Genomic DNA, 19,216 nt, shown 5'->3' with positions numbered 1-19,216 from the left:
CCGCCCTGTTCACAGGGACTGCCGCTGGGTCAGATGGGCGGCAATCATTTTCCGGAAGGGAGCCACGCCATGGGCCGCGCGCAGCGCCGCGCCCCGCAGCAGACGCGCGGGCAGGCGGCTGTCGTTGTAGAGGCTGACAATGGCATTGGTCGCCTCGTACAGCGGCCGCGCTGCCAGCCGATGGCCGCGCTCATACCGGGCTAGCAGCGCCTTTGCACCGATATCGGCACCGGCCTCGGCGGCGCGACGCAGCTGCTGCGCCAGCCGGTGCTGGCTCTGCAGCCCCAGATTGAACCCATGGGCGGTCACCGGGTGCATGCCAACGGCCGCATCGCCGATCAGGGCATAGCGCGGACCGGCGAAACGCTGCGCGTAGACCCCCACCAGCGGATACACATGGCGGGTTCCCGCCAGCTGCATCTGTCCCAGCCGTTGCTCGAAGAAACCGGTGACGGTGCGGCCGAACTGTTCCTCCTCCATCGCCATCAGCGCTTGCAGCTTCTGGGGCAGCAGGGTGATCACGGCCGAAGCCTGATCGCCGGGCAGCGGCAGCATCGCCAGGGTGCGTTCATACCCGAACCACTCCCACGCCTCGTGCCGGTGCGGACGCTCACAGTGCAGCCGGCAAACCAGCATCGACTTGCCGAAATCGCGCATCTGCGCGCCGATGCCCATCATCCGCCGGGTCGCGGAGAAGCGGCTGTCGGCGGCCACCACCAGCCGCGCCGACAACTGCCGGCCATCGGCCAAGGTGACGGTATTGGCCTCGACGCCGGGCGTGATCGCGGTGACCGAGGTGCCATCGATCACCTCCAGCCCGGCCTGGGCCTGCACGGACTCCCAGGCCGCGCGGCGGATCAGGTGATTGGGCAGCAGCCAGCCCAGCTCGGCCACCCCCTCGCGTTCGGCCGCAAACCCCAGAGCGAACGGCGAGGTGCCGTTCATCACCCGGGCACGACGCAACGGGGAAATATCGCCCGGCGCGATCCGCTGCCAGATGCCCAATGTCTGCAGGATCTGCCGGGACGCGTGGGTCAAGGCGATCTCGCGACCGTCGAATGCCGGAGTGGCCAATGCCGCATGCGGCTGCTGTTCGACCAGCGCCACCGACAACCCACTGCCGGCCAGACTGCGGGTCAAGCACAACCCGGCCGGGCCCGCCCCCACCACCAGCACATCCACGCTCTGCATCACCTGCTTCCTCGTTCCTGTCCCGGTGCAGGCTAAGACCGCCTCCGCCACAAGACATTGATCTGGATCAGGTCAACAGCGGCCACACCAGCATCCCGATACCGGCCATCGCCACGCCCCAGACCAGGCTGCGGAGGTAGGGAATACTGGCAGCGTACAGCGGCACGTAGAGCACCCGCGCCCAGAGGTACAGCTGCGCGCCCAGCGCGGTGGAGGGGTTCTGCCGGTGCAGCAGCACCACCGCCAATACCGCTGCGGCGAACAACGGGAAGGTTTCCAGGAAATTGGCCCAGGCCCGCTGCAGGCGCGCCGCCGCCCCGGTCAGGGGAGGCGCCTGGCCATCACGGGCCGACACGTTCCATTTGAGCCCGCGCTGTGATGTGCTGGCAGTGGCTGCCAGCATCATCTGCAAGATTCCCAGCACCACCGCCCAGCCCAGCGCGCGGATTTCGATATCCATTGTCCCCTCCTCGCATGAATGCGCGGGGCTGGCCGTGGGCCAGGCCCCGACTGACCTACAACACCGAATCAGCCGGCCGCCGCTCTGACGCTGTAGCCGGACACCCGCCATACCTTGTCTTCGTCCAGCCGGAAGGACACCAGCTCACGCACCGGCTGGGCGTTGTTGGCAAAGCGGGTGGGAAAACTGACGTTGACGTAGATGCCCTCCGGTACCGGGGCGCCGGCCGGATACTGCACACGGGTGATGGACGGCTTGCCCCGCGCCACCAGTGCCCCGAGCTTGGCCCGGTCGGCGCTGACGCTGCTGGCGAACAGGTCGCGGGAAACGGCCTTGCGGGCGGCCGGGGATGCACCGTCCCAGACCTCGGCGGCCTGATTGTCATCGATCATCTGCGCCACGCGCTGTGCAGCGCGGGTCATCTCCGCATCCTGCCGGGCCTGTTGCGCCTGCTGGGCGGGCGTCAGCGCCGGGGCGGTCCGCGCAACCGGTGCAGCGGGCGCTGCCGCTGGCCTGGCGGTAGCGGGAGGTGGTGTCTGGGCCAGCAACACACCCGCCGGCAAACTCAGTGACAGAAGTATCAACAGACGACTGGACCGCATGATGCACCCCATGGCGTTGCGTGGAAGAACCGGCAGTCTATGCCGCCCGATGTGATGGGCCTACTGCTCAGTGCACCGCTGGCGGGGCCGGCACCTGCGCGGTGGCTGCCGCCTGCACCGGGGACGAGGGCAGCGCCAGCAGCGCGGTATCTATTTCCGACAACGGGCTTTCATCCGGGCAGGTCTCATCCGGGAATCCGAAACGCTGCTTCAACGCCTGGCCACAGGTGTTCACCGCGTCCAGATCGGCGCCTTCGGCCTTGCAGTCGCGATCGAAGGCGATCAGGAACGCGTCTTTGCGGCGCACGAAATCATCGCCACACTTGCGCATCTGCTTGATCCGCTCCAGATCGTCCTGTACCGCGTTGGTGCCATCGAGCCCGAACTGCTTGAGTTCCTCGGCACTGAGCAGACGCACGCTGCGGTTGGGCACGGTCATCATCAGGTCGGCCACCCCCACCGCCACGCCGTTGCGCTGCAGGTAGTCCTTCACGTTGTCATAGACCTCGTGCAGCTCCTTGTTCAACTCCGCACGCGAGGTGGCGGTGGAACTGATCCGCATCATCCGGTGGATACCGACCTTGCCGGCGATCAGGCGGTTGTCGCCGGCGGCCAGCACGAACACGCAGGCGCTGTGGCAGATCGAGCCCTCCCGCACCCAGATGGTCCAGCCGGACTCGCCGATGCTGTCGCCGGCCACGATCGCCGCTTCCACCTGGCCGCCGCTGGAATCCAGATCCAGGATGCGCCGGTCGATACCCATCGATTCGGCCACGATCGCCAGCCGCGCCATCAGCGCCGCGAACGTCGGGTTGATCTTGCCGGCATAGCGCACGCGCAGCAGGCCGCGCTCCTTGCACGGCGCCAGCGCCGTCTCCATGGCCTGGCGATCCAGGGTTTCCAGTGCCGCGCCATCGCCGTTTTCGCCGGCGTAGTCGGTGTCACAGCTGATCCAGACCCTGTCGTTCTCCAGCGCCACCTCCGGCCAGTCACGGTCCTTGGCCGGCACCGCGACCGGGGCCGGCCGCGGCACATCGGTGACATTGATCGACACCATGTGGTCACCGTCGGACGCCTGCGCCACCGCCGGGTCGGGCGCCGGCTGTTTGTCCTGCTCCTGTGGATTGCAGGCCAGCAGCCCGACACACAACAACGGCGACCACCAGAATCTGGGCAACATGGAGAGCAATCAGGTCCGTGCGACGGCGCAACACGCGCCGGAAAGAGCGGACAGTCTAGGTGCGCAAAGCCCCCAGCGCCGCAATCGGGCCTAAACGAGGATTCATCCTCGGCAGCGATGTCCGGAAATGGCCAGTACCGGTCCCCGCCGCGCCCTAGACTGGGGCCATGCACAACCCCGCCCTGCCCAGCTACGAGCAATGCGAACAGGCGCGCTTGGCCCGCGATGCGCGCTTTGACGGCCTGTTCTATACCGCCGTACGCAGCACCGGCATCTACTGCCGGCCGGTCTGTCCGGCGCCGGTGCCGCACCGTCGCAACGTCAGCTACTTCCCCAGTGCCGCCGCCGCCAGCGCGGCCGGCTACCGGCCGTGCCTGCGCTGCCGGCCGGAACTCTCGCCCGACGATGCCAGCCTGCTGCAGGACCACACCCTGCACCAGGCCCTGGCGCTGCTCAACGAAGGCATCCTGCAGGAGCAGCCGGTCTCGGCGCTGGCCGCGGCGATGGGGTTGAGCGCGCGCCAGCTGCAGCGGCTGTTCGTCGCCCGGCTGGGCGCCACCCCGGCCCAGCTGCACGCCACCCGGCGGCTGCTGCTGGCCAAGCAGCTGCTCACCGAGACCGCATTGCCGGTGACCGAGGTGGCGCTGGCGGCCGGCTTCAACAGCCTGCGCCGCTTCAACAGTGCGTTTCTGGCCGGCTGCGGCATGCCGCCGGGCGCGCTGCGCCGCCAGCATGGCGCCGTGCCCGGCGGCGAGCCGGTCTTGCGGCTGGCCTACCGGCCGCCACTGGATTTCCCGGCAATGCTCGCGTTCCTGCGCAAGCGCGCGATCCCCGGCATCGAGCAGATCGATGCCGACAGCTACCGGCGGGTGCTCGTCATCGGCGGCAGTGCCAGCCTGATCCGGGTCAGCGCCGATCCGCGTCGCCACGAACTGCGCCTGCAGCTGGGCACCAGCGATCCCCGGGCGATCCCGGCCATCGTGGCGCGGGTGCGGCGGGTGTTCGATCTGGATGCGGATCTGGCCACCGTGCACGCCTGCCTTGTCCAGGAACCGCTGCTGGCGCGTGGCCTGGGCGAACGCCCCGGTCTGCGCATTCCCGGTGGCTGGGACGGCTTCGAGGTGGCGGTGCGCGCCGTGCTCGGCCAGCAGGTCAGTGTGGCGGCAGCCACGACGCTGGCACGGCGGCTGGTCGAGCGGTTCGGCGGCCATCTCGACGGTATGCCCGAGGGCCTGGATCGCCAGTTCCCGCTGCCGGCGCAACTGGCCGATGCGCCCTTGGAAGCCATCGGCCTGCCGCGCAGCCGCGCGGCCACCGTGCGGGCGCTGGCGCGCGCCTGCGCCGAGGGCCGGCTGCAGTTCAGCCGCGCGCAGACGCTGGAACATTTCGTCCAGCAGGCCACCGCCTTGCCCGGCATCGGCGCGTGGACCGCGCACTACATGGCACTGCGGGCGCTGGGCATGCCCGATGCCTTCCCGGCCGGTGATCTGGTCCTGCAGCAGGTCCTGGGGGAAGGCCAGCGTCTGGGCGAACGCGCCACCGAGGCCCGCTCGCAGCCGTGGCGTCCCTGGCGCGCCTATGCGGTGCTGCATCTTTGGCATCTGGCCGCCGCCCCCGGAAAAACGCCATCCTCCCCCGCCGTGGATTCCCCGGAGAACTGCGCATGAGTCCTGTGTACTTCGACCGCTTCGACAGCCCGATCGGCCAGCTGACGGTGGCCGCCGATGAACAGGGCGTGCGCCACATCCTGTTCGCCGAGAACCGCCACGACGCCCGCGGCCGCGAGCGCTGGCAGCGCGATCCCGATGCGATAGCCGAACCACGCCGGCAGTTGCTGCAATACCTGCACGGACAACGGCGCCAGTTCGAACTGGCCCTGGCACCGGTCGGCACCGACTTCCAGCTGCAGGTCTGGCACACGCTGGCGCAGATTCCGTTCGGTGCGACCTGGAGCTACCGGCAACTGGCCGAACGCATCAGCCGCCCCGCCGCAGCCCGCGCGGTGGGCGCCGCCAACGGCCGCAATCCGTTGCCGATCGTGCTGCCGTGCCATCGGGTGATCGGCAACAACGGTGCGCTGACCGGTTTCGGCGGCGGACTGCCGACCAAAGCCGCGTTGCTGCAGCTGGAAGGAATCGGCATCGCGGACGCCGTCGCGGCGGATCTTTTCGACTGATCGGGCACACTCCAATACGCCCAACGGCGTATTGGTACGGTCATCCCGTGGACGTATCATGTCGCGATGATTTCGATCCGTTTTCCTGCGGCCGTATTGGCCTGTGCCCTGCTGGCCGCCTGCGCTTCCACGCCGCGCACCGCTTCCGCTCCGCCCCTCCCGCCTACCGTGCTGCTGCTGTCCGTCGATGGCCTGCGCGCCGACAAAGTGGATGCCACCCACACGCCCAACCTGTTCCGCCTTGCGAGTGAAGGCGTACGCAGTGTGGGCATGCGGCCGTCATACCCGTCACTGACCTTTCCCAACCACTACACCCTGGTCACCGGCCTGCGTCCGGACCATCACGGCCTGATCCACAATGCGATGAACGCCGAGCCGCTGGGCGAGTTCCGGCTCAGCGACCGCGAAGCGGTACGCAATCCGGCCTGGTGGGAAGGCGGTGAGCCGATCTGGGTCAGCGTGCGCAAGGCCGGGCTCAAGAGCGCCACCTGGTCCTGGCCCGGCAGCGAAGCACCGATCCACGGCCTGCATGCCGACCAGTGGCAACCGTACGATGAGGCCGTGTCGCTGCCGGCACGCATGCAGCAGCTGCTGGCGTGGCTGCAGGGCGCACCCGATGGCATTCCTCCGCGCTTTGTCGCCGGCTACATGGAACACGTCGACCAGGCCGGCCATGCGCACGGCCCGGATTCACCCGAATACGCCGCCGCACTGCGTGAAGTGGACAACGCCATCGGCCAGCTGGTCGATGACCTGCGCCGCGCGGACCTGCTGGATCGCACCAACCTGATCGTGGTCTCCGACCACGGCATGGCCACGGTCAAGGAAGGCCAGCAGATCGCCACCCAGGACATGGTGCCGCCGGCAGTGGCGATGGTGGTTTCTGTCGGGCAGTCGGTGGGCTTCACACCGCAACCGGGCAAACAGGCCGAGGCCGAAAAATACCTGCTCGGCGAACATCCCCACTACCAGTGCTGGAACAAGGCCCAGCTGCCGGCGCGCTGGCACTACGGCAGCCATCCGCGCGTGCCACCCATCGTCTGCCAGATGCAGGAAGGCTGGGATGCCCTGACCCGCGAGATGATCGCCAGGCGCGCGCCCGGCGACCGCGGCTCGCACGGCTACGATCCGGCGCTGCCGTCGATGCAGGCGGTATTCGTCGCCCGCGGCCCGTCCTTCGCCCGCGGCAAGCAGCTGGGCACGTTCGACAACGTCGATCTCTATCCGCTGCTGACCCGGCTGATCGGCATTCCGGCCCGGCCCAACGATGGCGATCCCAAGGCGCTGCTGCCGGCGCTGCGCCAGTCCGACTGAGCGCAACTGGACACCTGCCGGCGCGCCTAGGACTTCAGGCCGGTGCGCTGGCTGGGTAGCGACGGGATTGACGCGACACCCGCCGGCAGCTTCCAGGCACAAAAAAAGCGGCGCAAGCGCCGCTTTTTCATCCAATGGCGGCTGGATCAGCCGGCCTTGGCAACCGTCTTCTTGGCCACAGCCTTCTTTGCTGGCGCCTTGGCGACAGTCTTCTTGGCGACCGGCGCAGCGGCGCCCACGGCCACCTTGCTCAGCACGTGCTTACGCGCATTGCCGTAGCTGGCGTTGTAGCGCTTGCCTTTGGCGGTCTTGCGGTCACCCTTACCCATGTCGTCAACTCCTCAGTTTGAAATCCAGATTACCCCGTGTTTCCACGGGTTCGGCGAGGCCGCAACAAGCGCCCCCGCGCAATGAGTGCAGAGCCTATCACGCGCCCCTTAATGTGCGCAGCTGGCGTCGTGCACGTGCACGTGGTTGAGGCGCAGATTCATCAGATGCGCCAAGCCCACCAGCACCCCGCCCAGCGTCATCACCACCGCGTGCGGCACCCTGGAATGGTGCAGCTCCGGATACAGCAGGCCCGCCCAGAGCAGCACCAGCCCCGGCACCAGCAATGCCAGCGCCTGCAGCGCGCGATGCCGGCGGTAGCCCCAGATAAGACTGAACAGGCCCAGCAGGGTCACGAAGCTCACGATCATCGCTTCCACGCCGTCACTCAACCAGAACGACAGCCCCAGCGCCGGGGCCACGGCCAGCAGCGCCGGCAACAGTGCGCAATGCACCGCGCACAGCAACGAGCCCGTCGCACCGAAGCGATCAAGGAACTGGCGGGCGGCGGGGGGCAGGTGCATGACTTCCAGCAGGGTCGGCGAATCGTTATGGAATAATATAACATAATTGGAAATCCCCGCTGCCACCTGCGTCTTCGTCCACGTCGCCGCGGGATGAGCACACCCCCTCAGTGATACAAAGTAACAAAAGAGCCCTGTCATGCATCCTCGTCATACCCCGCATCACCTGTTGTTCCTGGCCCTGCTCGCCGCCCTGCCCGGTATCGCCGCCGCGGCCGACCAGGACGCCGGTCCGAGCCATCGGCTGACCGAGCTGTCGGCGGTGAAAGTCACCGCCTCGCCCCTGCAGGGCTCGGCCGAGTCGCTGGCCCGCCCGGTGGCGGTACTGGCCGGCAACGATCTGGATGAACACAAGTCCGGCACGCTCGGCGACACGGTGGCCAAACTCCCGGGGGTGCAGACCAGCTACTTCGGGCCGGGCGTGGGCCGGCCGATCATCCGCGGCCAGGAAGGCCCGCGCGTGGCGGTGGTGGCCAACGGCATCGGCAGCATGGACGCCTCCACGGTCAGCGCCGACCACGCCACCGGCATCGAACCGTTCCTGGCAGACCAGATCGAGGTGTTGAAGGGGCCGGCCACGCTGCTGTTCGGCAGCGGCGCCATTGGCGGCGCGGTCAATGTGGTCGATGGCCGCATCGCCAGCGACCTGCCCGATCGCCCGCTCAGCGGCCGCGCCGAGCTGCGTGGCAACTCGGTCAATGACGAGCGCAGCGGCATGTTCCGGCTCGACGGCGTCAACGGCAATGTCGTGCTGCATGTCGATGGACTGGTGCGCAACAGCGACGACTACCGCATCCCCGGCTATGCGATGGACCCGCAGGTGCTGGATGCCGATGACCACGACGCGCACGCCGAACCCGACGCTGACTTGGGTACCCGCGGCCGTCTGCACAACAGCGCGATCCGCACCCGCGCCGGCGGCGTGGGCGCCACCTGGCTGGGCGATTCGGCCTTCCTCGGCGCCTCGCTGGGCACCTACCGCAGCAACTACGGCATTCCCGCCGGCGCACACGTGCATATCGACGGTGACCACGACCATGACCATGGCGCCGATGTCCATGCCGACGAGCCCGACGACCATGGCGAACACGACGTGCGCATCGACATGGTGCAGAACCGGTTCGAGCTCAAGGGCGGCCTGTACAACCCCACCGCGTTCCTCAAGAGCCTGACCCTGCGCGGCGGCTATACCGACTACGAGCACACCGAGCTGGAAGCCGGCACGCCGTCGACCCGCTTCACCAACAAGGGCTTCGACGCGCGCCTGGAAGCGGTACAGCAGCCGCTGGCTGGCTGGGACGGCGCCTTCGGGCTGCAGGTCGGCCGTAGCGACTTCGGCGCCAGCGGCGCGGAGGCCTTCGTCCCCGGTACCGCCACCGATACCGTCGGGCTGTTCGTGCTGCAGGAAAAGAGCTTCGGCCCGTTCAAGCTGGAACTGGGCGCGCGCCATGACCGCATCCAGCTCGATCCGGACGATGCCCAGCGCGGCCGCAGCTTCGGTGCCAGCAACTTCTCCGCGTCCGGCATCTGGGCCTTGAACGACAGTTTCGACCTGCGCTTTGGCGTGGACGCTTCCGAGCGCGCACCCAGCAACGAGGAGCTGTACGCGGCCGGTGCGCATATCGCCACCCGTTCGCTGGAGATCGGCAACGCCAACCTGGATACCGAACGCGGCCAGCGCGTCGAGCTGGGGCTGCACGCCCATAACGACCGGATCGACTTCAGTGCCTCGATCTACCAGACCCGCTTCAAGGACTTCATCTACCTGGCCGATACCGGCGTGGTCGAAGACGGCCTGCCGGTGCGCACCTGGACCCAGCACGATGCCACCTTCCTCGGCGCCGAGACCGAGGCCACCTGGCACATGCTCGAAGGCGGCAGCGGTGACTGGGACCTGCGTGTGTTCGGTGATTACGTGAAAGCCGAACTCGATGGCCGTGGCAGCCGCGCCGTCGATATCGCCGTACCGCACGGCGGCCACGCCCACCACTACCGCGTGGAGCTGGCCAACGGCGGCTACCTGCCGCGCATCGCCCCGGCCCGGATCGGCGCAGACCTGCACTGGTCGCGCGATGGCTGGCGCGCCTCGCTCGGCGCGGTGCGCTACAGCCGCCAGAAGGACGTGGCCCTGAACGAAGCCCCCAGCAACGGCTACACGCTGGTGGACGCGCACCTGGCCTACCGCTGGGACCGCAATGGCAGCAACAGCTACGAGCTGTTCCTGGACGGCAGCAACCTCACCGACCGCCAGGCGCGCCCGCACACCTCGCTGCTGCGCGACTACGCGCCGCTGCCGGGCCGTGGCGTGGCGTTCGGCATCCGCGCGTACTTCTGAGCCAATCCGCGTTCCGCCCAAGGAAAGGGAGCCGCAAGGCTCCCTTTCCTTATCCAGAAGCCGGCCTCCAAAACCCGGGGGCTTAGGACATAGGCGCAGGGCCCGGACTCCCGCACCCTTGCGATCCCCACGGCCCCAGATCGAGCAGTCCTCGCACCGGGTTGCGGGTACGTCATGCCGCACGGCGCTGATCGCGCTGTCCCTGGTGTCGCCGCCAACGCCCACCACGTTCTGCCTGTTCACTGCCACGCATGGCCTCAGCTGACGGGCGATGGCGCCGACCACCACTGGGCCGGTCGTCAAGCTGTTCGGTCCCCGCATAGGGGCACGCTGTTCCGGCCGATACTGCCGGCGCACCAGACCGGTAGTTTCTTCGGCCGTGGCCGGACCACGCGGCGCTGCAGTACGGCGGCGACTGCCGCTGGATGGGGTACGCCGGCATACCGCTGGCCGTTGCCGCGGCGCTGGTGAACCAGCCCATCCACACCGTGCGTCTGCCGGCCGGCGCGCCGACCGTGCGTTGAGCCCGCGCGGCGCGGCCTCAGCGCGGCGCCTCTTCCAAGCCGGCACTGCCATTGGCCCGTGCCTGCCGCACGATCCAGCGGCGCAGGTCGGCCCGCAGTTTCTCCACCGCCCTGGGCATCTGCGGGCAGTCACCGGGCACCACGCCGGCTATCGGCGCACTCCGCAGGCGCTGCCCGTCCTGTTTCCAGGCGGCCAGGCGCACGGCGGCCGCTTCCGACGCTACGTCGCCCGCGCGGGTCTGTGCGGCCAACTGCGTGCCCTGGGTGAACCACGCGGCCATATCCCACTGCTCGGCCAGCCCGGCGAACACGTACAGCAGGTGATTCTGCCAAGCCAATGCCGCCAGCGCGGTCGAACCGCCGTCCCTCTGCAGTTGTGCGGTCGCCCGTGACTCCTGAATGTCGGCGGAGACCGCCAGCAGCAACTGCCGCCGCTGGCAGGGATCGGTGACTTCGATCACCCGCTGGATCATCTGCGCTTGCCCGGCAGGCTCGGCCGCCCATGCACCGGGCAGCGTCATCGCGCCAATCACAATCACCTTCAGGATAACGCTGCGCATTCGGGCCCCTTGTGCCGCCGTGAGGGTCCAGCGTAACGGTTATCGCCGGGCGCTCTTTCCGAATGCCAACATTGCCGGATCGGCCGATTTTCCCGGCCCGCGCCAAGGTCGGACATTCCGGTCCGCACCTCCCCGCAGGAGCTCACCCCGCGCCGACGCTGGGGCGTGGCCGGTGGCGGTGGCGCGCCGGCCTGAAATGTCACCAACCGCTTCGGCCTGCGGTGTTACGGTGCCCATGACGCCGCCCTTGCGGGGACGGCACCCCGCCCTTCTGGAGGCTTCCCATGGCACTGCATCTGGCAATTTCCGCACTGGCCGCGCTGGCCGCCCCCGCCTCCGGCGCCACCGACACGCTGTACTCGGGCGGCACCATCCTCACCATCAACGACCGCCAGCCGCAGGCCGAGGCGGTGGTGGTGCGCGACGGACAGATCGCCTTTGTCGGCAGCCGGCGGGCGGCGCTGGATTTCAGCCCCACCGCGCGCCAGATCGATCTGCAGGGTCACACCCTCACCCCCGGTTTCATCGACGGGCACAGCCATGTCTCCGGTACCGGCCTGCAGGCGCTGTCGGCCAACCTGCTGCCCGCCCCCGATGGCGAGGGCAATTCGATCCCCGACCTGCAGCGGATCATGCGCCAGTTCTACACCCAGACCGCCGGTCCGCGCGGCTACAAGGTGCTGATCGGTTTCGGCTATGACGATTCGCAGCTGGCCGAGCGCCGCCATCCCACGCGCGAGGAACTGGATGCCATCACCACCGAGATTCCGGTGATCCTGATGCACCAGTCCGGCCACTTGGGCGCCTACAACAGCAAGGCGCTGGAGGTGGCCGGTATCACCGCCGCCACGCCCGATCCGGAAGGCGGGGTTATCCGCCGCGAAGCCGGATCCAAGGTGCCCAACGGGGTGATGGAGGAGAACGCGCACAACCTCACCCTGGCCAAGCTGATGCCCACCCTCGGGCTGGACGAGGCCATGGCGATGCTCGAAGCCGGCCAGGCGCTGTATATGAAACACGGCTACACCACCGCCCAGGACGGCAATACCGATGCCGGCACGCTGGCGATGCTGCCGCTGGCCGGCAAGAGCGGGAAGCTGAAAATCGACGTGGTCGCCTACACCAACATCGATGTCGCGCTGAGCAACCCGGCCATGCAGGGGCCCTATTACAGCCACCAGTACACCGACCACTTCCGCATCGGCGGAGTCAAGATCACCCTGGACGGCTCGCCGCAGGGCAAGACCGCCTGGCTCACCCGGCCCTACTACCAGGTACCCGAAGGCCAGAAGCCGTCCTACGCCGGCTATCCGATCTTCACCAACGCCCAGGCCGATGACCTGATAAACCGCGCCTGGGAGCGCGGCTGGCAGGTGCTGGCCCACGCCAACGGCGATGCGGCCATCGACCAGTTCATCCACGCCGTGACCGCAGCCGAGAAGGCCCATCCCGGCAAGAAGCTCATGCCGGTATTGGTCCACGGCCAGACGATGCGCCGCGACCAGGTGCCGCAGATCGCCCGGCTCGGCATCTTCCCGTCGCTGTTTCCGATGCACACCTATTACTGGGGCGACTGGCACCGCGAATCGGTGCTGGGGCCGGAGCGCGCCGAAAACATCTCGCCCACCGGCTGGGTGCTGGATGCCGGCATGAAGTTCACCTCCCACCACGACGCGCCGGTGGTGTTCCCCGATTCGATGCGGGTGCTCGATGCCACCGTCAACCGCACCACCCGCAGCGGCTATGTGCTCGGCCCGGACCAGCGGGTCACGCCGCTGGAAGCGCTCAAGTCACTGACGCTGTGGGCCGCCGAGCAGTACGCCGAACAGGACAGCAAGGGCTCGATCGAAACCGGCAAGCGCGCCGACCTGGTGGTGCTCTCGGACAACCCGCTGACCATCGCCCACGCCGACCTGCACAGCATCAAGGTGCTGCAGACCATCAAGGACGGCGAAGTGGTCTATGACGCGGCCGGCGACACCGCCAGCACCAGCACCTCCTGCGCCGACAACCCGGAATGTTCCCGGCGCCTGGCCGACACCGGCTTCGGCCACCATCACTGAGTTCCTGAGCCGGCCGGGCGCAATTGCCCGGTCAGGCCTGCGAAAGCGGCAAGCACCGGCCGGAGGATAGGAGTGCTGAGCGCCGGCTGGGGGATTGCCCGGTTTAGCGGCGGAAGCGGCAAGCACCACCCGAATGGGATTGCCCGGTTACAGCGCCGGCAGCGGCAAGCGGCGGCCCGGTGGGATTGACAGGGTCTGGCGGCGGAAGCGACCAGCACCAGCCAGTCATTGCCTCAGCCGTTGGCGGGCGCGGGCAAGCGGTTCCTGTCAGGCGGCGGCCAGCTAGCGACTGACGACGGGCGATCTACGGTCATCGACGACCGCTTCCCGGTCGACGGCGACCATTTCCTGGACGTGCATGAGCGATTTCCGGACGACGACGACCATTTTTCGGTCGATGCCGACCGATTTCTGGTCGTGCACGACCGATTTTTGCTCGACGTCGACCGATTTTCGGTCGTTCACGACCATTTTTCGGTCGACCGCGAGCGATTTTTGTTCGGCCTCGACCGATTTTTGCTCGATTGTTCTGAAAATGTGTTCAATATCGGATTGCGCCCCGGCAAGCGATGCCGGGGGATCACGCGTTAGCTGGGCCGAGCGCCCGGTCGGCAGGGCCGCCTGCTGCTCCTGCTCCTGCTCCTGCTCCTGCTCCTGCTCCTGCCGCGCCGCGGCGCGCCGCGCCGCGCCGCGCAAAACCGATGCGCCGCTGCGGTACCTGCAGCCATCGAATCTGGCACCAACGCCAAGAGATCCGGGCGTTTCCGCCCCCCCCCCGGCTTGGGCGACAGCACCAAACAAACAGTGCGCCCAGGATATCGTCAGGCCCTCGCTCAGCAACCACTATCTGCTAGATAGCGGGCATCTTCGATTCCGACCTCGGTTATGGGAAACTAATCGCACGGCGCGTGGTTGGTGGGGCCCTGTCTCCGTTTAAAGACAAAATCTCATCAACTGGCTAATCCCCGATGGCGCGTCCAAGGGCCCGGGGAGCACGATAAAGGAGGCCTTTATGGTTCTACTGGACGTGTCAGCCAGCTGGCAAAGCCGCCAGGGTCTTAATCGCAAGTTTGCGGTGAAGCTCTGTCTGCCTGTCGGATTTTTGCTGACGGTGTTCAAAACCCTCGGCATTTTCTGACGGTTGGCGACACCAGGGGATGGGGGCCAAAAGGCCCCCTTCTTTTTGAACCATACTAGGTAGGTTGCGGGTCGAAAGCACCCTTCTCTACCCTCGATAGACATCCCTAATGCTCCAACTTCCCTTCCTTGTGTCAACGGCTGCTTTCGTTGGCGATGGCGGGATGCGCTGATTGAAACACAAGGCTCACTGGTCTTAACAGATCGACGCACTAGAAGATCAGCTTTACATTAGCGCCAAGACGCCTTAAACCGGCGATTCGTGAGCAGCTACCGATAAAAGCTCTGCCGGAGGTTTCGCCACTCCCGCATGGTATCCACGCGACCCAGCACTACCTCGTATATCGGCGCAGCCGTGTCGGCGAACATCTGGACTTCCAAATAGACGAACTGCCTTGGCATCGATAGCTTGTATTCGATCCGAAGCGTACAGCCAGAATAGCGTTCGTAGGGGGATGGTTTAGTTCCCAGAAAGGCTCCCAAGCGCTCTGGAGAGCGCATGAAAGCGTCGACTAGACCACCCGCATCACCCAGTCGCTCGATCACGCCATCCCGCCACGCCCAGCCGTAAGCGATCTTTGCGATGGTCCGGGCGAAAGCCATGACACGCTTTGCGCTTTCACGCTGCACAACGCCAGCTGCTGAATGGCCTTTCATAAAAGTCGATAAATCTGCGCCGAATGCCGCTGCTGCAATCCCCTCCAGATCCAAGGTCATACGTGTCCCATCGCCGCTCAGCAGGCCCGGCCTCACGAACAACGGGAACCCGAGTATTGCCGGCGTATCTGTGCCTGCTTTGATCGCCAACGCCTGGCCGTCTTGGCCCTTTATTGCCATATCGACGGGGCCCGTCACGCTCCTATGATTGGATCGGGATGGTAGCCCTATCGCTTTCCGAACATGCGCCATCGCACCATCATTCAGTGCGTAGTTTTCGAATTTTGAGGTAATCAGGCGGCATGCTTCACATGAGCCGTTGTGGACTTGGACCGTGCCTCCCCAAGCAAACGGGACGATGTGCTCACTGGAGAGCTGATCAGTCGATCCGCAGTAAATGCAACCCTGTGCGTGACGCGAGGTAAGCTCAGCCATAGAGCCAAGGCTTTCAGTGTTGCCATCAACAATCTCTATATCTTCAGAGATCGTCCGGATAACTTCCTCCCCGTCCGACTTGACCCGCCTGACACCGATCTCAGTCTTGATCTTCATCTAGGTTCTCCATGATCGCTTCACATTCTGAACGTCCCTTCAGCGGCAGGGCAGTTGGCTGGGTTAGGACCGTAGGTTGGGTTAGCCCAAACAACCCAGCGCGTTTGAATTTTTCATGATGCTGGTTTGATGAGTCCAACTCGTCCTACCTAGCTTCATTACCTGCAGCCGTCCAACCGGGCACCGCCGCCAGAAAATATGGGCATTATTGCCCAATAGCTTTAGCAACAGCACCAAGTAAATAGGGGGCGCTGGAGATGGTCAGGCTCTCACCCACCGGCCACTATCGTCCAGAAGCGGAAGTCGGCTTGATTCACTCCACCGTCTGGCATAAGCGACCGCAACCTAGGAAGCCTTCTGCTAGGTCGGATCTAGTACCCGCAAATACCGAAGAGCTTCTCTGCCATGTTATGAGGGCCAACAATATTGACACCTACCCCTTTACCCGGCTTGCTGTTCTGGAGAAGGACATCCATGGCCTGATTGAGTATCCCCCTATCAGAACCTCCTGCAAGGCCAGCTTGATACCATCGCATGCTCAAGCCTGCCACTACGTCCGCAAGCTGAATACCGGCGCTTTCCCCCGATGCTTTGAATAGAAGCTCTGAAAACTGCTGAAAGCTATAATCAGAATAGGGAAGCTTAAACGCCTCCAAATCAACCTTGGCATCCTCCACCTGGGATTTCGCGGAAGCAATGATCTCATCAAAATGCGACTGCTCATCATGGAAGATGCAAGTCCCCGACAGCCTTCCCGAAAGAAATAGATTTAATCGCGCATAGATGTTAGTAAACGATGAAAAATTAGGAAGCAACCAAACTTCTTGGCCGCGCTTACCAATGTCTGGAACTGGAATAAATCGCCTATGAGCCCTCTCATGCTCCTGTTCGATCATAATACGAAAGTCGTCTTTGCTTTCTTCAACCTGAGAAGCAATAGCTTGAGCCACTTCGCCGGAGTCAGCACTGACGAACTCTTTGAGAAGATCAAAGTACGCACGAGTCTTCTCGTTGGAGGGTGTGTTCATACACTCGACGAAGCCGAAGAACATCTCATTCGGAAGGCGGAAATATAGGTAATCAGCGAAGATATTCTTAAGCCAGATGGTTTGCCGCGACTCATTAACATTGAAATATGGAGGCCAGATGAATCCATTGGTAATACTCACAGCCAATTGATACTTCTTATCAACCACCTCTACAAAGAACGGAAGCTCACTCTTGACCAGCAAGTCAACAGCATCCTTAGCGAAATCGGGTTTTCGCTTCAAAATTTTACTGAGCTTAATTTCCTCTGCTTTAACACCGTGTTTCTTCCGGAGATAAGAAATATTACGAGAGAGGCGTTCCTCGTCATCTATTCCAACTGCCGCGAGACTGAAAACAGCCTGCCCACCGAAATCTAGTGCTTGTGCAGTCCGTGCCAAGTCGCCAGTATTCCCACTCTCATCCATGTATAAATTCATAGCTCCCCTTTAAATTTTTAAAGAACGGGGTCAGGTTAACTTCTTTCCAGGGCCCTGCTCTCACCCAATCGGTGATGCTGCACTTGCCGACGACCTGTTAAGGGCAATCGAATTCGCCAGATTCTGCTCGCTGCCGGAGCCGCGTTTCAGCGCCCGGCCCCAGAAACACAAAGGCCGCACAGTGTGCGGCCTTTCCAGTAATCAACAGCAGTCAGGGTTCAACCGGCGCAGTTGGCGCACAGGCCGTGGACTTCCAGGGTCTGGGCCTGCGGCTTGAAGCCCAGCGCCTTGGCGCGTTCTTCCAGCTGGCGGACGATGTCGCGGTCTTCCAGCTCCACCGCGCTGTGGCAGCGGTTGCAGATCAGGAACGGCACCGAGTGCTGGGTGCTGCTGGGGTGGTGGCAGGCGACGAAGGAATTGACCGAGGCCAGCTTGTGCACGAAGCCGTTGGCCATCAGGAAATCCAGCGCGCGGTAAACCGTGGGCGGGGCGTCGGCGCCCACGCCCTTGCCCTCGCGCACCCATTCCAGCAGCTCGTAGGCCTTGACCGGCTTGCCGGCCTCGGCGATCAGGCGCAGCACGTTGGCGCGGATCGGGGTCAGCCGCAATCCGCGCTCGCGGCACACCCGTTCGACCACCGCGATGAAATCCGCCGCGTCTTCGACGTGGTGGTGGGGGGCGGTGCAGGAGTGCGCGTCGGTCATGTCTACCTCGGGAAAAGTCAGGTCGTGGGGACCTTGGTCAGGGCCGCATCGATGCGCTTGAGCGCTTGCTCGCGGCCGGCCAGATACACGGTGTGGGAGATATCCGGGCTGACCTGGGTGCCAGTGATGGCCACGCGCAGCGGCTGGGCGACCTTGCCCATGCCGATTTCCAGCGCGGCGGCGGCATCGTGCAGGGCGGCCGAAACGCTCTCGGCGGTCCACTCCGGCAGCGCGGCCAGCAGCTCGCGGGCCTTGGCCAGCGGCAGCTCGGCGCCGGGCTTGAAGTGCTTGGCCACGGCGGCCTCGTCGTACTCGGTCAGCGGCGTGTACCAGACCACCGCCTTTTCGGCCATTTCCTTCAGCGTCTGCACGCGCTCGCGCAGGGCGATGACCACGTCGGCCGGGGCCGGGCCGGCAGCCACGTCCAGGCCCAGCTTCTGCAGCTGGTAGACCAGGTGCGGGGCGATGGACTCGGGGGTTTCGGTCTTCAGGAAGTGCTGGTTGACCCAGCCCAGCTTGGCCATGTCCAGGCGGGAGGCCTTGGAGTTGCAGTTGGTGACGTCAAACAGCTCGATCAGTTCCTGGCGGGTGAACAGCTCCTGGTCGCCGTGCGACCAGCCCAGGCGGGCCAGGTAGCTCAGCAGCGCCTCGGGCAGGTAGCCCGCGTCCTTGTACTGCATCACGTCGGCCGCGCCGGTGCGCTTGGACAGCTTGGCGCCCTGCTCGTCCAGGATCATCGGCATGTGGCCGAACTTCGGCACCGGCGCGCCGATGCCTTCGTACAGGTTGATCTGGCGCGGGGTGTTGTTGATGTGGTCATCGCCGCGGATGACCTCGGTGATGCCCATGTCCCAGTCGTCCACCACCACGGCGAAGTTGTAGGTGGGAAAACCGTCCGGACGGAAGATCACCATGTCATCGAGCTCGCTGTTGGCGATCTCGATCGGGCCCTTGATCAGGTCGTCGAACACGACCGTGCCTTCGAGCGGATTCTTGAAGCGGATCACCCGGTTCGGATCATCCCTGTAGGGCAGGTTCAGCTCGCGGGCGGCGCCGTTGTAGCGCGGCTTTTCCTGCTTGGCCATGGCCGCCTCGCGCATCGCGTCGAGCTCCTCGCGGGTCTCGTAGGCGTAGTAGGCCTTGCCCGCGGCGATCAGCTGCTCGGCCACTTCCTGGTAGCGGGCCACGCGTGCGGTCTGGTAGATCGGGCCTTCGTCGTAGTCCAGCCCCAGCCACTCCATCGCTTCCAGGATCGCGTCGATCGCGCCCTGGGTGCTGCGCTCGCGGTCGGTGTCTTCGATACGCAGCACGAACTCGCCGCCACGGTGGCGCGCCTCCAGCCAGCAGTACAGCGCGGTGCGGGCGCCACCAATGTGCAGGTAGCCGGTGGGACTGGGGGCGAAGCGGGTGCGGACGGTCATGTGGAAAGCACTGGATGGCAAAT

General features: G+C 65.4%; 17 protein-coding genes. 5 read left to right on the top strand and 12 right to left on the bottom strand.

Translation table 11 applies throughout. From position 1 onward, the window contains the following. Positions 1–9 precede the first annotated feature (9 nt). The 4 genes from ubiM to ACVOMH_RS05930 all read right to left on the bottom strand — a co-directional run bounded on the left by ubiM (position 10) and on the right by ACVOMH_RS05930 (position 3,433). Entirely contained in the window at positions 10–1,191 is a 1,182-nt protein-coding gene (ubiM, locus tag ACVOMH_RS05945) for a 5-demethoxyubiquinol-8 5-hydroxylase UbiM (RefSeq protein WP_481551348.1), read from the bottom strand. A gap of 67 nt (positions 1,192–1,258) precedes the next feature. Next, on the bottom strand, positions 1,259–1,651 hold the full coding sequence (locus ACVOMH_RS05940) for an MAPEG family protein (RefSeq protein WP_481551347.1): 393 nt from the start codon (positions 1,649–1,651) through the stop codon (positions 1,259–1,261). Positions 1,652–1,719: 68 nt separating this feature from the next. Continuing rightward, positions 1,720–2,253 carry a DUF4019 domain-containing protein gene (locus tag ACVOMH_RS05935; RefSeq protein WP_481551346.1) on the bottom strand — a complete coding sequence of 178 codons (534 nt, stop codon included), beginning with the start codon at positions 2,251–2,253 and terminating at the stop codon, positions 1,720–1,722. A 67-nt stretch (positions 2,254–2,320) separates the two neighbouring features. Further along, positions 2,321–3,433 carry a COG3904 family protein gene (locus ACVOMH_RS05930; protein ID WP_481523023.1) on the bottom strand — a complete coding sequence of 371 codons (1,113 nt, stop codon included), beginning with the start codon at positions 3,431–3,433 and terminating at the stop codon, positions 2,321–2,323. A gap of 167 nt (positions 3,434–3,600) precedes the next feature. On the opposite strand from ACVOMH_RS05930, the gene ACVOMH_RS05925 reads away from it, so the two are divergent. The 3 genes from ACVOMH_RS05925 to ACVOMH_RS05915 all read left to right on the top strand — a co-directional run bounded on the left by ACVOMH_RS05925 (position 3,601) and on the right by ACVOMH_RS05915 (position 6,923). Next, positions 3,601–5,100 carry an AlkA N-terminal domain-containing protein gene (locus ACVOMH_RS05925; protein ID WP_481551345.1) on the top strand — a complete coding sequence of 500 codons (1,500 nt, stop codon included), beginning with the start codon at positions 3,601–3,603 and terminating at the stop codon, positions 5,098–5,100. Further along, a complete protein-coding gene (locus tag ACVOMH_RS05920) occupies positions 5,097–5,609 on the top strand; it encodes a methylated-DNA--[protein]-cysteine S-methyltransferase (protein WP_481551344.1) in 513 nt (170 codons plus the stop codon). The genes ACVOMH_RS05925 and ACVOMH_RS05920 overlap by 4 nt, the downstream gene beginning before the upstream one ends. Before the next feature lie 66 nt (positions 5,610–5,675). Beyond that, positions 5,676–6,923 (top strand): alkaline phosphatase family protein, encoded by a 1,248-nt coding sequence (locus ACVOMH_RS05915; protein ID WP_481551343.1) that lies wholly within the window; start codon positions 5,676–5,678, stop codon positions 6,921–6,923. A 146-nt stretch (positions 6,924–7,069) separates the two neighbouring features. Here ACVOMH_RS05915 and ACVOMH_RS05910 read toward each other — a convergent pair whose 3' ends face one another. Together ACVOMH_RS05910 and ACVOMH_RS05905 are read right to left on the bottom strand one after the other, a co-directional pair. After that, positions 7,070–7,252: a 30S ribosomal protein THX gene (locus tag ACVOMH_RS05910; RefSeq protein WP_054659964.1), complete on the bottom strand. Its 183-nt coding sequence runs from the start codon at positions 7,250–7,252 to the stop codon at positions 7,070–7,072. A gap of 108 nt (positions 7,253–7,360) precedes the next feature. After that, positions 7,361–7,774, bottom strand: a complete 414-nt coding sequence (locus ACVOMH_RS05905; protein ID WP_481551342.1) for a MerC domain-containing protein — start codon at positions 7,772–7,774, stop codon at positions 7,361–7,363. Positions 7,775–7,913: 139 nt separating this feature from the next. Between ACVOMH_RS05905 and ACVOMH_RS05900 the strand changes: the two genes are divergently transcribed. Beyond that, positions 7,914–10,109: a TonB-dependent receptor gene (locus ACVOMH_RS05900; RefSeq protein ID WP_481551341.1), complete on the top strand. Its 2,196-nt coding sequence runs from the start codon at positions 7,914–7,916 to the stop codon at positions 10,107–10,109. 541 nt (positions 10,110–10,650) lie between these two features. Here ACVOMH_RS05900 and ACVOMH_RS05895 read toward each other — a convergent pair. Further along, positions 10,651–11,193 carry a hypothetical protein gene (locus ACVOMH_RS05895; RefSeq protein ID WP_481551340.1) on the bottom strand — a complete coding sequence of 181 codons (543 nt, stop codon included), beginning with the start codon at positions 11,191–11,193 and terminating at the stop codon, positions 10,651–10,653. Positions 11,194–11,477: 284 nt separating this feature from the next. Between ACVOMH_RS05895 and ACVOMH_RS05890 the strand changes: the two genes are divergently transcribed. After that, on the top strand, positions 11,478–13,256 hold the full coding sequence (locus tag ACVOMH_RS05890; RefSeq protein WP_481551339.1) for an amidohydrolase: 1,779 nt from the start codon (positions 11,478–11,480) through the stop codon (positions 13,254–13,256). 282 nt (positions 13,257–13,538) lie between these two features. On the opposite strand, the gene ACVOMH_RS05885 is transcribed toward ACVOMH_RS05890, so the two are convergent. The 5 genes from ACVOMH_RS05885 to gltX all read right to left on the bottom strand — a co-directional run bounded on the left by ACVOMH_RS05885 (position 13,539) and on the right by gltX (position 19,193). Then, complete coding sequence (locus ACVOMH_RS05885; RefSeq protein WP_481551338.1) at positions 13,539–14,096, bottom strand: hypothetical protein; 558 nt, start codon at positions 14,094–14,096, stop codon at positions 13,539–13,541. Between the two features lie 567 nt (positions 14,097–14,663). Next, entirely contained in the window at positions 14,664–15,602 is a 939-nt protein-coding gene (locus ACVOMH_RS05880) for a hypothetical protein (protein WP_481551337.1), read from the bottom strand. A gap of 371 nt (positions 15,603–15,973) precedes the next feature. After that, positions 15,974–17,056, bottom strand: a complete 1,083-nt coding sequence (locus tag ACVOMH_RS05875) for a DUF3800 domain-containing protein (protein ID WP_481551336.1) — start codon at positions 17,054–17,056, stop codon at positions 15,974–15,976. 230 nt (positions 17,057–17,286) lie between these two features. After that, complete coding sequence (locus tag ACVOMH_RS05870; protein WP_481551335.1) at positions 17,287–17,772, bottom strand: transcriptional repressor; 486 nt, start codon at positions 17,770–17,772, stop codon at positions 17,287–17,289. A 17-nt stretch (positions 17,773–17,789) separates the two neighbouring features. Then, positions 17,790–19,193, bottom strand: coding sequence for a glutamate--tRNA ligase (gene gltX, locus ACVOMH_RS05865; RefSeq protein ID WP_481551334.1), 1,404 nt, complete (start codon positions 19,191–19,193; stop codon positions 17,790–17,792). Between the last annotated feature and the right edge of the window lie 23 nt (positions 19,194–19,216).

The sequence above is a fragment of the Stenotrophomonas sp. STEN013 genome, assembly GCF_056760355.1.
This window is presented reverse-complemented; position numbering and strand designations above follow the sequence as displayed.

Bases quoted from the DNA above. Each gene is read 5' to 3' on its own strand.
- ACVOMH_RS05905 (WP_481551342.1), bottom strand. From the start codon at position 7,774: ATGCACCTGCCCCCCGCCGCCCGCCAGTTCCTTGATCGCTTCGGTGCG.
- ACVOMH_RS05910 (WP_054659964.1), bottom strand. From the start codon at position 7,252: ATGGGTAAGGGTGACCGCAAGACCGCCAAAGGCAAGCGCTACAACGCC.
- ACVOMH_RS05875 (WP_481551336.1), bottom strand. From the start codon at position 17,056: ATGGATGAGAGTGGGAATACTGGCGACTTGGCACGGACTGCACAAGCA.
- ACVOMH_RS05920 (WP_481551344.1), top strand. From the start codon at position 5,097: ATGAGTCCTGTGTACTTCGACCGCTTCGACAGCCCGATCGGCCAGCTG.
- ACVOMH_RS05880 (WP_481551337.1), bottom strand. From the start codon at position 15,602: ATGAAGATCAAGACTGAGATCGGTGTCAGGCGGGTCAAGTCGGACGGG.
- ACVOMH_RS05935 (WP_481551346.1), bottom strand. From the start codon at position 2,253: ATGCGGTCCAGTCGTCTGTTGATACTTCTGTCACTGAGTTTGCCGGCG.
- ACVOMH_RS05940 (WP_481551347.1), bottom strand. From the start codon at position 1,651: ATGGATATCGAAATCCGCGCGCTGGGCTGGGCGGTGGTGCTGGGAATC.
- ACVOMH_RS05895 (WP_481551340.1), bottom strand. From the start codon at position 11,193: ATGCGCAGCGTTATCCTGAAGGTGATTGTGATTGGCGCGATGACGCTG.
- gltX (WP_481551334.1), bottom strand. From the start codon at position 19,193: ATGACCGTCCGCACCCGCTTCGCCCCCAGTCCCACCGGCTACCTGCAC.
- ACVOMH_RS05900 (WP_481551341.1), top strand. From the start codon at position 7,914: ATGCATCCTCGTCATACCCCGCATCACCTGTTGTTCCTGGCCCTGCTC.
- ubiM (WP_481551348.1), bottom strand. From the start codon at position 1,191: ATGCAGAGCGTGGATGTGCTGGTGGTGGGGGCGGGCCCGGCCGGGTTG.
- ACVOMH_RS05870 (WP_481551335.1), bottom strand. From the start codon at position 17,772: ATGACCGACGCGCACTCCTGCACCGCCCCCCACCACCACGTCGAAGAC.
- ACVOMH_RS05915 (WP_481551343.1), top strand. From the start codon at position 5,676: ATGATTTCGATCCGTTTTCCTGCGGCCGTATTGGCCTGTGCCCTGCTG.
- ACVOMH_RS05930 (WP_481523023.1), bottom strand. From the start codon at position 3,433: ATGTTGCCCAGATTCTGGTGGTCGCCGTTGTTGTGTGTCGGGCTGCTG.
- ACVOMH_RS05925 (WP_481551345.1), top strand. From the start codon at position 3,601: ATGCACAACCCCGCCCTGCCCAGCTACGAGCAATGCGAACAGGCGCGC.
- ACVOMH_RS05890 (WP_481551339.1), top strand. From the start codon at position 11,478: ATGGCACTGCATCTGGCAATTTCCGCACTGGCCGCGCTGGCCGCCCCC.